This is a genomic window from Streptomyces sp. Y1, assembly GCF_041053115.1.
Classification (GTDB): Bacteria; Actinomycetota; Actinomycetes; order Streptomycetales; family Streptomycetaceae; genus Kitasatospora; species Kitasatospora rubellomurina.
This window is the reverse complement of record NZ_CP163445.1, coordinates 2,413,293-2,427,809: the sequence shown is the minus strand read 5'-3', so window position 1 is coordinate 2,427,809 and position 14,517 is coordinate 2,413,293. Positions and strand designations below refer to the sequence as shown.

Annotated in this window: 13 protein-coding genes; 12 read left to right on the top strand and 1 reads right to left on the bottom strand. The window is 73.6% G+C overall.

Annotated elements, in window-relative coordinates:
• Window positions 1-71 precede the first annotated feature (71 nt).
• From AB2U05_RS10145 to AB2U05_RS10100, 10 genes are all read left to right on the top strand, one after another.
• Window positions 72-836 (top strand): SDR family oxidoreductase, encoded by a 765-nt coding sequence (locus AB2U05_RS10145; RefSeq protein WP_045698351.1) that lies wholly within the window; start codon window positions 72-74, stop codon window positions 834-836.
• 306 nt (window positions 837-1,142) lie between these two features.
• Window positions 1,143-2,918 (top strand): sensor histidine kinase, encoded by a 1,776-nt coding sequence (locus AB2U05_RS10140; protein ID WP_369183067.1) that lies wholly within the window; start codon window positions 1,143-1,145, stop codon window positions 2,916-2,918.
• Window positions 2,915-3,355, top strand: a complete 441-nt coding sequence (locus tag AB2U05_RS10135; RefSeq protein WP_045698350.1) for a roadblock/LC7 domain-containing protein — start codon at window positions 2,915-2,917, stop codon at window positions 3,353-3,355. Before AB2U05_RS10140 ends, AB2U05_RS10135 begins: the two co-directional genes overlap by 4 nt.
• Window positions 3,352-3,720 carry a DUF742 domain-containing protein gene (locus AB2U05_RS10130; protein WP_045698347.1) on the top strand — a complete coding sequence of 123 codons (369 nt, stop codon included), beginning with the start codon at window positions 3,352-3,354 and terminating at the stop codon, window positions 3,718-3,720. Before AB2U05_RS10135 ends, AB2U05_RS10130 begins: the two co-directional genes overlap by 4 nt.
• Entirely contained in the window at window positions 3,701-4,435 is a 735-nt protein-coding gene (locus AB2U05_RS10125) for an ATP/GTP-binding protein (protein ID WP_369183066.1), read from the top strand. The genes AB2U05_RS10130 and AB2U05_RS10125 overlap by 20 nt, the downstream gene beginning before the upstream one ends.
• Window positions 4,432-5,670 carry a cytochrome P450 gene (locus tag AB2U05_RS10120; protein WP_045698343.1) on the top strand — a complete coding sequence of 413 codons (1,239 nt, stop codon included), beginning with the start codon at window positions 4,432-4,434 and terminating at the stop codon, window positions 5,668-5,670. The genes AB2U05_RS10125 and AB2U05_RS10120 overlap by 4 nt, the downstream gene beginning before the upstream one ends.
• A 138-nt stretch (window positions 5,671-5,808) precedes the next feature.
• A complete protein-coding gene (locus tag AB2U05_RS10115; RefSeq protein ID WP_369183065.1) occupies window positions 5,809-7,023 on the top strand; it encodes a cytochrome P450 in 1,215 nt (404 codons plus the stop codon).
• A 275-nt stretch (window positions 7,024-7,298) separates the two neighbouring features.
• On the top strand, window positions 7,299-8,684 hold the full coding sequence (locus tag AB2U05_RS10110) for an ABC transporter substrate-binding protein (RefSeq protein WP_045698339.1): 1,386 nt from the start codon (window positions 7,299-7,301) through the stop codon (window positions 8,682-8,684).
• Window positions 8,685-8,816: 132 nt separating this feature from the next.
• Entirely contained in the window at window positions 8,817-9,839 is a 1,023-nt protein-coding gene (locus AB2U05_RS10105; protein ID WP_369183064.1) for a carbohydrate ABC transporter permease, read from the top strand.
• A complete protein-coding gene (locus tag AB2U05_RS10100) occupies window positions 9,836-10,807 on the top strand; it encodes a carbohydrate ABC transporter permease (RefSeq protein WP_369183063.1) in 972 nt (323 codons plus the stop codon). The genes AB2U05_RS10105 and AB2U05_RS10100 overlap by 4 nt, the downstream gene beginning before the upstream one ends.
• A gap of 162 nt (window positions 10,808-10,969) precedes the next feature.
• On the opposite strand, the gene AB2U05_RS10095 is transcribed toward AB2U05_RS10100, so the two are convergent.
• The gene (locus tag AB2U05_RS10095; RefSeq protein WP_244178864.1) at window positions 10,970-12,511 is read right to left on the bottom strand and encodes an MFS transporter; all 1,542 of its coding nucleotides are present in this window, start codon (window positions 12,509-12,511) and stop codon (window positions 10,970-10,972) included.
• Window positions 12,512-12,915: 404 nt separating this feature from the next.
• Here AB2U05_RS10095 and AB2U05_RS10090 point away from each other — a divergent pair, with 404 nt between their 5' ends.
• Both AB2U05_RS10090 and AB2U05_RS10085 read left to right on the top strand, forming a co-directional pair.
• Window positions 12,916-13,524 (top strand): TetR-like C-terminal domain-containing protein, encoded by a 609-nt coding sequence (locus tag AB2U05_RS10090; protein ID WP_244178861.1) that lies wholly within the window; start codon window positions 12,916-12,918, stop codon window positions 13,522-13,524.
• Between the two features lie 209 nt (window positions 13,525-13,733).
• Complete coding sequence (locus tag AB2U05_RS10085; protein ID WP_045708381.1) at window positions 13,734-14,432, top strand: ribonuclease HII; 699 nt, start codon at window positions 13,734-13,736, stop codon at window positions 14,430-14,432.
• The last annotated feature ends 85 nt before the right edge of the window (window positions 14,433-14,517 follow it).

The following is a 14,517-nucleotide window of genomic DNA, read 5'->3' as shown; positions in this document are numbered from 1 at the left end:
AGGCCGATGTCACGGTCGGGACCGCTGGTCGGTCAGGACGGGCGAAGGCATTTCCCGAGAGGAGTGGTGCGGTGACGGGCACGGTGCTGGTGACCGGGGCGACGGGGACGCTGGGCCGGGAGGTGGTGCGGCTGCTGGTGGAGCGCGGGCTCGCGGTGCGGGGCCTGAGCCGGCGGGCGCGCGCCGGGGGCGACGGGGTCGAGTGGGCGGTCGGGGACCTGGTGACGGGGGCCGGGGTCGCCGAGGCGCTGGCCGGGGTGGAGACGGTGGTGGACTGCGCGACCACCCAGGGGACGAAGGACGTCGAGGGCGTCCGGCGCCTGGTGAGGGCGGCCCGGGAGGCCGGGGTGCGGCACCTGGTCTACGTGTCGATCGTCGGGATCGACCGGGTGCCGCTCGCGTACTACCGGACGAAGCTCGCCTGCGAGCGGGTGGTGCGGGAATCCGGGCTGGGGTGGACGGTGCTGCGGGCGACGCAGTTCCACGACCTGTTGCTGAAGGTGTTCGCGGTCAGCGCGAAGCTCCCGGTGTTCCCGGTGCTCAGCGGCGTGCGGATCCAGCCGGTGGACGTGCGGGAGGTGGCCGCGGCGGTCGCGGCGCTGGTGGGGGAGGAGCCGGCCGGGTTCGCGCCGGAGGTGGGCGGGCCGCGGGCGCGGCCGTACCGGGAGCTGGCCGAGGCGTACCTGCGGGCGGCGGGCCGGCGGCGGGTGCGGGTGCCGCTGCGGCTGCCGGGGGCGGTCGGGCGCGGGCTGCGGGCCGGCGGGCTGACGGCGCCGGAGCGTGCGGTGGGGGTGGGGAGCTTCGAGGAGGCGTTGGCGGAGCGGTTCGATCGCTGAGGGTCGTCGCAGGTGACGCCCCGTGTGCGGGGCCGGCCCTGGCCTGAACGCGGGAGCCCGGAAGGGGGGAGGAGGTCGCTGTGCGGTGGAGTCGGTGTGAATGAAGGAGATTGACCGTCAACTGGCGGCTTGAGGGCAATGTCTGAATCGATATGATCGGCCGAAAGCGTGAACCGATCAGCCGCCCGGAAACGTTTCGCGACGCCGCCGGGCGGTCTCGTATGCGCCCGCCCAGCTGTCGGCGGCGGCACGGTCGCCGCCCGCCGCCCGCGCCGCCGCCCGCCGACGTTGCCGAGGACCGCACCGATGAGAGAAGCCACCAGCCCAGACGGTCGGCCGCAGCGACGGCCCGCACCGCGCACCGCCGCCGTCACGGCGGCCGCCGTCCTGCTGGCGCTGGTCGCCGCGCCGGTCGGGATCGGCCGGGCCCTGAACGCGCACCAGCCGCTCACCGGCGTCGCGGTGGCCGCCGTCGCGGTGCTCTGGCTGATCGCGGTCGGCCTCGCGGCGACCGGCGCCGAGCGCTCCCGCCGACTGGCCGGGGAGCTCGCCGCCCAGCAGGAGGCGACCCGGGCCGCGCTGGCCGCGGCCGACGCCGCCCGGCAGGCCGAGCGGGCCGCCGCCGAGCGCACGGCCGCCGCGCTCACCGAACGGGACGCCGCGCGCGCCGAGCTGGACCGGGCACGGGCCGAGTCCGCGGCCGCGCGCGCCGGCTTCGACGCCGAGCGCGCCGGGTTCGAGGCCGAGCGCGCGGCGGCCGAGGACTTCCGGGCGCAGGTCGAGGCCGAGCGCGCCGAGCTGGACCGGATCGCCGAGGGCGTGCTGCCCGAGGTGGTGAAGAAGCTCCGCAGGGGCGCGACCGTGGACAGCGCGCTGGCGTCCCAGCGCAAGCACCCCCAGTACGCGCTGCTGCGCGCGGTCGGCGAGGAGGTCGGCCGGGGCGAGCGCCTGCGGGCCGCCGCGCTCGCGGTGTGCGCGACCGCCGCCGGGCGGGTGCAGGCGCTGGCCACGAGCATGCACGCCGAGCTGCGCGAGATGCAGCACCGGCACGACGAGGAGGTCCTCGGCGACCTGCTGCGGCTGGACCACTCGACCGCCCAGGCGGGCCGGATGGCGGACAGCATCGCGGTGCTCACCGGCGCCCGCTCGGGCCGCCGCTGGGCCAAGCCGATCGCCGTCGAATCAGTGCTGCGCGGCGCGCTCGGCCGGATCGGCGCCTACCAGCGGGTGCGGCTGCACAACGCCAGCACCGCCGCGGTCGCCGGGTTCGCCGCCGAGGGCGTGATGCACGCGCTGGCCGAACTGCTGGACAACGCCACCAACTTCTCCGCCCCGCCGGCCGAGGTGCACGTCTACGTCGAGGAGGTGCCGGCCGGGCTGGCGGTCACCGTCGAGGACAGCGGGCTGGGCCTGAGCGAGAGTTGGCTGCGCCGGGCCGAACAGGCCGTCTCCGCCGAGCCGCTGGACCTCGCCACGCTCTCCGCCGGGACACGGCTGGGCCTCGCGGTGGTCGGCGTGCTGGCGCGCAAGCACGGGCTGCAGGTCTCCTTCCGGCCGTCCGCGCGCGGCGGCACGGGGGTGGTGATGCTGATCCCGCAGCAGCTGATCACCCACCTGACCCCGGCGCCCGCCACAGCCCCCGCGCCGGTCGTCGAAAACGCGCGCCCCGCGCTCACCCCCGCCCGCCCGGCGCCCACCCCGCTGCCGGCCGCCCCCACCCCGCTGCCGGGCTTCCCCGCGCCGGCCGCCACGCCCGCCACACCCGCCGCGGCCGTACCGGCGCCCGCCGTACCGGCACCCGCCGCGCCCGCGCCCGCGCCCGCCGTGCCCGCGCAGGGCGTGCCCACCCGGGTGACCGACAGCGGCCTGCCGCAGCGCCGTCGCGGCCAGACCCTGAGCGCCACCACCGCACGCGCGGCGACCCCGGCCGTCAAGCCCGTACGGACCGGCCCGGCGGGCGCCGCCGCCCGGTTCGGCGCGTTCCGCAAGGCGGCCCTGCCGGCCGCACCCGCCGTGGCCCCGACCGCGGACCCCGACACCACGCCCGACGCCTCCCCCGTCACCGAGAAGGATTCCGAATGAGCAGCGCCACCGACCGTGACCTCGACTGGCTGTTGGAGAACCTGCTGGCGGCGACGCCCGGTGCCCGGCACGCCCTGGTGCTCTCCGCGGACGGCCTCAAGCTGTGCCACACCGCCGGGCTGAGCGCCGACCAGGCCGACCAGCTGGCCGCGATCGCCTCCGGCCTGCAGAGCCTGGCGCACGGCGCCTCGATCGAGTTCGGCGACGGCAGCGGCGGCGTGCGGCAGTCGATGACCGAGTTCCACGGCGGCATCCTGTGCATCGTGGCGGCCGGCGAGGGCGCGCACCTGGCCGTGGTCACGGACGACGAGGCGGACGTGGGCGTGGTCGGCCACAACATGCACGGCCTGATCGAGCAGATCGGCGTCCACCTGAGCGCGCCCGCCCGAGCTGCGGAGGCGGCGGACGGCGCCGCGCGAGAGAGCGCCGGGATATGACGGCCGGGTCGGTGCTGCCGGGCCGTGACGACGACCCGGACCGTCTCTACACCATCACCGGCGGCCGCAGCCGCTCGCCGGAGAACGCCTTCGACCTGGTCACCCTGATCGTCGCGGAGCGGCGGCCGGCGGCCGGGATGCAGTCCGAGCACGTCCGGATCCTGCGGATGTGCGAGGCCCCGACCGCCGTCGTGGAGGTGGCGGCGGAGCTGTCGCTGCCCATCTCGGTGGTGAAGATCCTGCTCGGCGACCTGCTGGAGTCCGGGGCGGTCACCGCCCGGCACCCCAGGTTCGCGCCGAACAAGGCCCGGCTGCCCGACCTCGACACGCTGAAGCAGGTGCTGCATGGCCTCCAACGGCTCTGACCCCCGGCCCGCGGTGCGCACCCCGCTGCGGGCGACGGCCGACAACGCGCTGAAGATCGTCGTGGTCGGCGGTTTCGGGGTGGGCAAGACCACGCTGGTCGGTTCGGTCAGCGAGATCCGCCCGCTGAACACCGAGGAGGTGATGACCCGGGCGGGGGAGGGGATCGACCCGGCCGGCCTGCACGGCAAGCGCTCAACCACGGTCGCCTTCGACTTCGGCCGGATCACGCTCTCCGAGCGCCAGGTGCTGTACCTGTTCGGCGCGCCCGGGCAGGAACGCTTCTGGTTCCTCTGGGACCGCCTGTTCAGCGGCGCCCTCGGCGCCGTCGTCCTGGTGGACACCCGGCGGCTGGAGGACTCCTGGTACGCGATCGACCGGCTGGAGCACCACGGCACCCCGTTCATCGTGGCCCGCAACAACTTCGGCGAGCCGACCCACACGCTGGAGCAGGTCCGTGAGGCGCTGGATCTGTCGCCCGAGGTCCCGCTGGTGGACTGCGACGCCCGCGACCGCGACTCCGGCAAGCGGGTCCTGATCCACCTGGTCCACCACCTGGCCGCGCTCGCCGGGGCCGACGAGGCCGCCCTGGCCGCGCCGGAGCCGGTCGTCCCGGAGCCGGTCGTCCCGGAGCCGGTCGTCCCGGAATCGGCCGTCCTGACGCCGGCCGCCTCCGCCGGGGCACCCGACGCGATCTACGAGGAGAGCACCCCGTGACCGAGCCCGCCGCCACCCCGCCGCCGGGCTGCCCGGCGCACGCCGGCGCCACGCCGCTGTACGGGCCGCGCTTCCAGACCGACCCGGCCCAGCTCTACCGCGAGCTGCGCGCCGCGCACGGCCCGGTCGCCCCGATCGAGCTGGCCGGCGGCGTGCCCGCCTGGCTGGTGATCGGCTACCGCGAGCTGCAGCTGGTCACCGGCCAGCCGCAGCTGTTCGGCCGCGACTCCAGCCGCTGGCGCCTGTGGGAGTCGATCCCCGCCGACTGGCCGCTGAAGCCGATGATGGCCCCGGTGCCGTCGATGCTCTACACCGAGGGCGAGGAGCACGTCCGCCGCTCCCGGGCGGTCACCGACGCGCTGGCCGGCATCGACGCCTACGAGCTGCGCAAGCACGGCGAGGAGATCGCGGACCGGCTGATCGACGGCTTCGCCGGGCGCGGCGAGGCCGACCTGGTCGCCGAGTACGCCCACCTGATGCCGCTGCTGGTGCTGTGCCGGGTGTTCGGGCTGGACGAGGAGCGGGCGCCCGAGCTGGTCGACGCGGTGCTCACGATGCTGGACGGCGGAGCGGGCGCCCCGGCCGCCGCCCAGCGGCTGCTGGAGCTGATGCTCGAAGTGGTCCGGACGAAGGCCGAGTTCCCGGGGGAGGACGTGGCCTCGCGGATGCTGGCCCACCCGGCGGGCCTGGACCACGAGGAGGTCATGCGCGACCTGCGGGTGCTGCTGATCTCCGGCCACCAGCCGAGCTCGTACTGGATCTCCAACGCGCTGCGGCTGATGCTCACCGACGAGCGCTTCTCCGCCTCGCTGGCCGGCGGCCGGCGCAGCATCGGCCAGGCGCTCAACGAGGTGCTCTGGGAGGACACACCGGTCCAGATCTTCGCCGGCCGCTGGGCCACCCAGGACACCCAGCTCGGCGGCCAGCGGATCGCCGCCGGGGACATGCTCCTGCTCGGCTACGCGGGGGCGAACGGGGACCCGCTGGTGCGGCAGGCCGACGGCCGCCCCGCCGAGGGCAACCGGGCGCACATGAGCTACTCGTACGGCGATCACGGCTGCCCGTACCCGGCGCAGGAGGCGGCCGAGGTGATCGCCACCACCGCGATCGAGGTGCTGCTGGACCGGCTTCCGGACCTGCGGCTGGCGGTGGCCGAGCACGCGCTCGTGTGGCGGCCGTCGGCCTGGGTGCGCGGGCTGGTCGCGCTGCCGGTCGCGTTCACCCCGGGCCAGTAGCTCCGCCGGGGCCGTCCCGCCGGGCCGGTGCCGCTGGGCCCGCCCCGCCGGCCCCGCTCCGCCCGGCCGTGAGCGCCTGATCGTGAGCGCCTGATCGTCAACACTGTTCGAGTTCGCACGTTCGAAAGAGAGTCACCGATGACCGCCGTCCCGGCCCCGATCGCCCTGGATCCGCTGGCCCGCGACAACGCCGCCGAGGGCGCCCTGCTGCGGGCCGCCGGCCCGGCGGTGCCGGTGGTGCTGCCCGGCGGGGTGGCCGCCTGGGCGGTGACGCGGCACGCGGCCGCCCGCGACCTGCTCACCGACGCCCGGCTGGTGAAGGACGCCCGGCACTGGGCGGCCTACCAGCGCGGCGAGGTGTCGCGGACCTGGCCGCTGATCGGGCTCGCGGTGCCCGGCCCGAGCATGGTCACCACGGACGGCGCCGAGCACCGGCGGCTGCGGGCGCTGGTGGCGCAGGCGTTCACCCCGCGCCGGGTCGAGCTGATGCGCCCGCGCGTCGAGGAGGTCACCCGCGCGCTGCTGGACGGCCTGGCGGCCGGGGAGCCGGTGGTCGACCTCAAGAACGCCTTCGCCTTCCCGCTGCCGATGACGGTGATCTGCTCGCTGCTGGGCGTGCCGGAGTCGGACCACGGCACGCTGCGCGACCTGTACGAGCGGTTCTTCGGCATCAAGCCGAACCCGGAGGGCATCCAGGCGACCGTCGCCGGGCTGAACGCCTTCGTCAACGACCTGGTGGCGCAGCGCCGTTCGGCTCCCGGCGAGGACCTGGCGAGCGCGCTGCTGGCGGCCGACGCCGAGGGCGGGGCGCTGACCGACGCGGAGGCGGCGGCCACCCTGCGGGTGATCATCGCGGCCGGCCACGAGACCACGGTGAACCTGATCGGCAACGCCGTCCGGGCGCTGCTGGCGCACCCGGACCAGCTGGCGCTGGTGCGTTCGGGGCAGGTGTCCTGGGACGCGGTGGTGGAGGAGTCGCTCCGGTGGACGCCGCCGACCAGCAACTTCCTGTTCCGCTTCGCGGCCGAGGACATCCCGGTCGGCGAGGTGGTGATCCCGGCGGGCGAGCCGGTGCTGGTCTCGTACAACGCGATCGGCCGGGACCCGCTGCAGCACGGCGTGACCGCCGAGCTGTTCGACGTCACCCGGGATCCGATCCGCCACCTGTCCTTCGGCCACGGCCCGCACGTCTGCCCGGGCTCGCCGCTGGCCCGGCTGGAGGCGGGGGTGGCGCTGCCGGCGCTGTTCGAGCGCTTCCCCGAGCTGTCCCTGGCGGTGCCGGACGGCGAGCTGCGGCCGAGTCCGTCGATGGTGGTGAACAGCCTGCTGGAGCTTCCCGTCCGGCTGTACTGAGCCGTCCGTACCGAGTCCTCCGAGCCGTCGCCGGCCCGGCGGTCCCGCCCGGTTCCGGGTGGGGCCGTTGGTGTGTTCGGGGGTTTCCGGCGGTCACGGTCCGGGCACCGGTGGATGAAGGTCGACCACGGACCTCGACGGCGGCCGAGGGCTGGGCTACCGTCGTCGAATCGGTTCGGCCGCCGCTCGCCCGCGATCCCCGTACGCCCATCTTCCGTACAGCGCAATGTCGTTCAGTCCACAGCCGGCAGCACGCCCTGGCGAGGAGGACCGCGTTGACCCTCAACCCGACCGCGCCGCACCCGAGTTCCCGCCGCCGCAGGGTCGCCGTGCCCGCCCTGCTGGCGGCACTGGCCCTGACCGCGGCCTGCTCCAACAGTTCCGACAGCTCCGGCGGCGGTGGCGGCGCCGCCGCGACGCTGACCGGCGACTGCGCCAAGTACCAGCCGTACGCCGGGCATTCGGGCACCACGGTGACGATGTTCGCCTCCATCCTCAGCCCGGAGTCGGACCACCTGGAGAAGTCCTGGGCCGAGTTCGCCAAGTGCACCGGGATCAGGATCAGCTACGAGGGGTCGAACGACTTCGAGTCCCAGCTGCCGGTCCGGGTGGCCGGCGGCAACACGCCGGACTTCGCGATCATCCCGCAGCCGGGCCTGCTGGCGCAGATGGTGAAGAGCGGCAAGGTGGTGAAGCCGCCGGACGGGACCGTCGCCAACCAGGACAAGTGGAGCCCGGTCTGGAAGACGTACGGCTCCGTCAACGGCACCTTCTACGCGGCGCCGATGAGCGCCAACATGAAGTCGCTGGTCTGGTACTCGCCGAGGGCGTTCAAGGCGGCCGGCTACGAGGTGCCGAAGACCTGGGCCGACCTGACGGCGCTCAGCGACCGGATCGCCAAGGCGGGCGGCGCCAAGCCGTGGTGCGGCGGCATCGCCTCCGGCACCGCCACCGGCTGGCCGGCCACCGACTGGCTGGAGGAGGTGGTGCTGGGCACGTACGGCGGTGAGGTGTACGACCAGTGGGTCGGCCACCAGGTGAAGTTCTCCGACCCGAAGATCACCACGGCGATGAAGACCGTCGCCGACTGGATGCAGAACCCGGCGTGGGTCAACGGCGGCTACGGTGACGTGAAGTCGATCGCCACCACCACCTTCCAGGACGCGGGCGCCCCGGTCCTCACCGGCAAGTGCGCGATGCTCCAGCAGGCGTCCTTCTACGAGGCGCAGTGGCCCAAGGGGACCAAGGTCGGCCCGGACGGCGACGTGTTCGCCTTCCACCTGCCCGCGGTGAACCCGTCGATCCCCAACCCGGTCGAGGGCGGCGGCGAGTTCCTGGCCGCCTTCTCCAGCCGGCCCGAGGTGCAGGCGGTGCAGAACTACCTGTCCAGCGCGGACTGGGCGAGCAGCCGGGTGAAGACCGCCACCGGCTGGGTCTCGGCCAACCAGGGCGTGGACAAGAGCCTGTACACCGACCCGATCGACCAGCTCTCCGCCGCGGCGCTCACCGACCCGGCCGCGACCTTCCGCTTCGACGGCTCCGACCTGATGCCGGCCGCGGTCGGCGCGGGGCAGGAGTGGAAGTCGCTGACCGCCTGGTTCGCCGAGGGGCAGTCGATCCAGAAGACCGCCGCCGACATCGACGCCGCCTGGCCGCAGTAGCCGGCCGGGCGGGATGCCGCCGGGCCCGCGGGTCCGGCGGCGCCACGACCACCTGCCGAGGGCGGTGCGGGGCCACCCACCCGCACCGCCCGCCCCTCCTCCCCCGACTCGAACGCGAAGGGGCGCACCGCCATGCCCGTACCCGGTTCACCGCCTCCCACCGCCGCGCTCGCCACCGGCGCCTGGGGTGACGCGGCGGTCAAGTTCGGCAACACCGTCGGCGCCGTCGCGGGTTTCCTCGGCATCCTGCTGGTGGTGTTCTTCGCCGCCGGCCGGGCCCGCGGCCGGCTGGCCCGTCCGCTCGCGGTGCTGGTGTTCCTCGGCCCGGCCGTGCTGCTCCTGCTGGTCGGCGTGGTGGTGCCGCTGATCCGGACGCTCTACCTCAGCCTGCACAACGACGACGGCTCCCGGTTCGTCGGCGGCGAGAACTTCGGCTGGGCCTTCACCACCGACTCGGTGCGGAAGGTGCTGCTCACCACCCTGGAGTGGCTGGTGGTCGTGCCGCTGGTCGCCACCGGCCTGGGCCTGGCGCTGGCGCTGCTGATGGACCGGATGCGCGGCCAGGCGGTGTACAAGGCGCTGATCTTCATGCCGATGGCGATCTCGCTGGTCGGCGCCTCGATCATCTTCAAGTTCGTCTACGAGTGGCGCGGGCCGGGGCAGCGGCAGATCGGCCTGCTCAGCCAGCTCGCCGCGGCCGTGGGCTGGGACGACCCGCCGAACTGGATGCTGTCGCAGCCGCTGAACACCTTCCTGCTGATGGCGGTGATGGTCTGGGTGCAGACCGGCTTCGCCCTGGTGGTGCTGTCGGCGGCGGTCAAGGCGATCCCGTCCGAGGTGGTGGAAGCGGCGCGGCTGGACGGCGCGAGCGGGCTGCGGCTGTTCTGGTACGTCACCGTGCCGATGATCCGCACCACCGTGATCGTCGTGCTGACCACCGTCATGATCATCACCCTGAAGGCCTTCGACATCGTCCGGACCATGACCGGCGGCAACTTCGGCACCCAGGTCCTCGCCAACGAGATGTACTCGCAGTCCTTCGTGCAGTTCAACGACGGGCGGGGCAGCGCCCTCGCGGTGCTGCTCTTCCTCGCGGTGCTGCCGCTGGTGGCCTACAACATCGTCCAGCTGCGGAAGGAGCGTGAGGTGCGGTGAACACGCCTCAGGTGACCCGGGAAGACGCGCCCCGGGAGGCCGCGCCCCGGGTGCGCGCGCCCCGGGGGGCGAGCCCGGTGCGGAAGGCCTTCAGCAGCCCGCTGGCCTCGGCGTTCGTGATCGCGGTGACGGTGCTCTGGACGATCCCGACGGTCGGCCTGCTGGTGACCTCGCTGCGCCCCAAGCAGGACGTGACGGCGGACGGCTGGTGGAACGCCTTCCTGCACCCGGACTTCGGCCTCGGCAACTACCACACGGTGCTGTTCGAGGGCGGCTCCGGCGTCTCCACCGGTCTGATGCCCTACCTGGTGAACTCGCTGGCGATCGCCGTCCCCGCGACGGTGTTCCCGCTGGCGCTGGCGGCGATGGCCGCGTACGCGCTGGCCTGGGTGCGGTTCCGGGGCAGCGACGCGGTGTTCCTCACCGTGTTCGCGCTGCAGGTGGTGCCGCTGCAGATGGCGCTGATCCCGCTGCTGCGGCTGTTCTCCGGCGGGGCGCACCTGGGCTCGCTGACGCTGGTCCCGGCGGTGGACCTGAAGGGCAGCTACGCCCCGGTCTGGCTGGCGCACACCATGTTCGCGCTGCCGCTGGCGGTGTTCCTGCTGCACAACTTCATCGCCCAGCTGCCGCGCGACCTGATGGAGTCGGCGGTGGTGGACGGCGCCTCGCACTTCCGGATCTTCCGCTCGATCGTGCTGCCGCTGTGCACGCCGGCGCTGGCCTCGTTCGCGATCTTCCAGTTCCTGTGGGTCTGGAACGACCTGCTGATCGCGCTGACGTTCGCGGGCGGCACCCCGGAGGTGGCGCCGATGACGGTCCGGCTGGCCCAGCTGTCCGGGTCCTTCGGCGGGCGGTGGGAGCTGCTGACGGCCGGGGCGTTCCTGTCGATCGTGGTGCCGCTGGTCGTGTTCTTCAGCCTGCAGCGGTACTTCGTGCGCGGGCTGCTGGCCGGTTCGGTGAAGGGCTGACGGACGGCGGGGGTGGGGTGGGGAGTCGGGGTGGGGTGGGGCGTCGGGGCGTGAACGGCGTACGGCCGGCCGGGGAGCGGGCTGCTCCCCGACCGGCCGTACGGGTGGTGCCTGTGGTTTCTGTGGTGCATGCCGGACGTGCTGTGCCGGTCCGGCGCCGGCTCAGTGCATCGCGACGCCGGAGGTCTCGGACGGCAGGTCGCCGGGCTTGGCCTTGACCACGAAGAGCGCGACCAGCACGGCCACGGCGGCGAGCGCCGCGCCGACCACGAACCCGTGCGAGATGCCGTGGGCGAGCACCGAGTTGGCCGCGTCGGTGTGCGGCGGGAACTCGCCCTTCTCCTGGAAGTAGGCCATCTGTTCCGGGGTGGCGGACTTCAGGAACCCGGGGGCCTGGGCCTGGCCCTCGGCCTTGGCGTAGTGCGCGAAGACCGTGGTCAGGATCGAGAGGCCGAGCGAACCGCCGATCTGCTGCATCGAGTTGAGCAGGCCGGAGGCGGCGCCGGTCTCCTCGCCGGGCACGCCGGCGACCGAGAGCAGCATCACCGGGACGAAGATCATGCCCATACCGAGGCCGAAGACCACCGTGGGGCCGAGGACACCGTCCAGGTAACCGCTGTCCTTGTTCATCTGGGTCAGCCAGCTGAGCCCGATGGTGACCAGCAGCGCGCCGCCCGCCATGAACGGCTTCGGCCCCCAGGTGGTCTGGAAGCGGGAGGCGAGCTGCGCGGCGGTGATGATCGCCACGCTGATCGGCAGGAAGGCCACGCCGGCCCGCACCGGGCTGTAGTTGAGCGGGCCCTGCACGAACAGGACGACGTAGAAGAAGATGCCGAACATGGCCGCGGCGATGCAGAGCATCATCACCAGGCCGCCGGTGCGGTTGCGGTCGGCGAACAGGTGCAGCGGGGTGATCGGCTGGGCGGTGCGCTTCTCGACCACGATGAACGCGGCCATCAGGACGGCACCGGCCGCGAAGGAGCCGAGGGTGATCGGGTCCGACCAGCCGTCCGAGGCGGCCCGGATGAAGCCGTACACCAGGCCGACCAGGCCGAGCGTCGAGGTGAGCGCGCCGGGCAGGTCGAACTTGCCGTCCTGGCGCTCGGACTCGGTGATGTAGCGCGGCGCGGCGATCGCGATCAGGATCGCGATCGGCACGTTGACGAAGAACACCCAGCGCCAGTTGAGGTACTCGGTGAGCACGCCGCCGGCCAGCAGACCGATCGCCGCACCCGAACCGGCCACCGCGGAGAAGACGCCGAACGCCTTGTTGCGCTCCGGCCCCTCCTCGAAGTTGGTGGCGATCAGCGCGAAGGCGGTCGGGGAGCAGATCGCGCCGCCGATGCCCTGCAGGGCGCGGGCGGCCAGCAGGAGGTTGCTGTCCTGGGCGAAGCCGCCGAGCAGCGAGGCCAGGCCGAACAGCAGGGTGCCGAGGATGAACATTCTGCGGCGGCCGAGGATGTCGCCCACCCGGCCGCCGAGCAGCAGCAGTCCGCCGAAGGTCAGCGTGTAGGCGTTGATCACCCACGACAGGTTGGTGGTCGAGAAGTTGAGCGCGTCCTTGATGTGCGGGAGCGCGATGTTCACGATGGTGGCGTCGAGCACCACCATCAGCTGGGTGGCCGCGATGACGGCCAGGGTGATGCCCTTGCCGCGCGACTGGCGGCCCTGCGGTGGTGAGGTCTTCTTGAGCGTGTCGGTGATAGCCACGAATGAGCCCCCTGCTGGCTACGTGCTCGGTGCTGGTGTTCAGCGCACCCGCCGGCCCTGGTGTGCTGCCCCGTGCCGGAGGGGCTGGGAGAGAACGGGATCGTTCACTAATCTGGGACGATAGCTTGGTCGTGATTGTGAACGCAAGCGTTCCTTAGGAGTGTTGAACGGTGGCGACGGAAAGACTGGTGCGGCGCCTGACGGCGGACCGGGCGACCGGCCGGGCGTCCGGCCGGAAGTCCGGTCGGGCGGCCGCCGGACTGGCGGAGACGGCGGCGGTGTCGGAAGCGTCGTCGGAGGTGTCGCCGGAGGCGTCGTCGGGCGTGCCGTCGGACGTGCAGTCGGAGGGGTCTGAGGTGTCAGTGGGCGCGAGACCGGCCCCGGCGGCCCTCTGTCCGGTGCGGGCGGCCCGAGAGGCGCTGGCCCGGCCGATGCGGCGCCGGGGCAAGGAGTTGGAGAACGCGATCTTCGACGCGACGCTCGATCAACTCACCTCCGGCGGTTACGCGCGGCTGACGATGGAAGGGGTCGCCGCAGCGGCGCGGACCGGGAAGGCCGCGCTGTACCGGCGCTGGGCGTCCAAGGTCGAACTCGTCATCGACGCCCTGGACTCCACTCTCCCACGCCCTCACGGGGTCCCCGACCTCGGGTCCGCCCGCGCCGAATTGCTGCAGCTCATCGAGGTGTTCGCGGACGCGCTGAACTCCCGGGTGGGCAGCGCCATGCACGCGCTCATGGGGGAGCTGTCCCAGCAACAGGCCCAGGTGTTCAAGGACTTCATCGTCCAGCGGGTGATCGAGCCGACCAAGGACACCATCCTGGACATCCTCCGCCGCGGCGCCGAGCGCGGCGACGCCCGGCCGGGTGCGGCCAACCCGATGGTGGCGGACGTGGTGCCCGCGATGCTGATGTACCAGGTGAAGGTCGGCGGCCATGAGCACATGGCGCCGGACTTCGCGATCCGGCTGGTCGACGACGTGATGGTGCCGCTGATCCGGAACCCGTAGCGGGGCGGCGCCGGTACCGGTTTCCCGGTCTTGTCGGCCCCCCGTGCGCCGGCTCTCCGGTTCGTCGGCTCTCCGGTTCGCCGGCCGGGGGCGCGTCCGCCTCGGGTGGGCTCGCCCGGGTGCGTCCGCGCGGGGGCCGGCCGTCCGGCGAACCGGCCTTCGGCGCGACGGGCTTAGGCTGGAGGCTGTCCAGCTGAACGGAAACCGCCATGCCCATCGTCCCCCCGACGCACTCCGTCGAACGCTCGCTCCGCCGGGCCGGCGCCAGGATCGTGGTCGGTCTGGACGAGGTCGGGCGCGGAGCCTGGGCCGGCCCGGTCACCGTGGGCGCGGCCGTGACCGGCCTGCGCCGGGCGCCCGAGGGGCTGACCGACTCCAAGCTGCTCACCGAGCTGCGCCGCAAGGCGCTCGCCCCCGTCCTCGCCGACTGGGTCACCGCGTACGCGCTCGGGCACGCGTCCCCGCAGGAGTGCGACGAGCTCGGCATGACGGCCGCCCTGCGGCTCGCGGCCGTCCGCGCCCTGGAGGCGCTGCCGGTCGAACCCGACGCGGTGATCCTGGACGGCAAGCACGACTACCTCGGCGGCCCCTGGCGGGTGCGCACGGTGATCAAGGGCGACCAGTCCTGCATCTGCGTCTCCGCGGCCTCGGTCCTCGCCAAGGTCCACCGCGACACGATGATGGCCGAGTTGGGCGAGGGCCACCCCGCGTACGGCTTCGCCGACAACGCCGGCTACCCGTCCCCGGTGCACCGCGCCGCGCTGGAGGAGTACGGCCCCACCGAGCACCACCGGCTCTCCTGGGCGTACTTGGACGCGCTGCCCCGGTGGCGTCATCTCAAGCGTGTCCGGGACGTCGGCGGCGCGGATCAGGCGTGCGCCGACGAACAGTTGACGCTCGGTTTCTGACGTTGCGTCGGGAATTGCCCCGGGTGGGCCGAGCAACTCCCCGGTGCCCAATGGGTGGGGCGCCCGTGCGCGTCCGACCGGCATT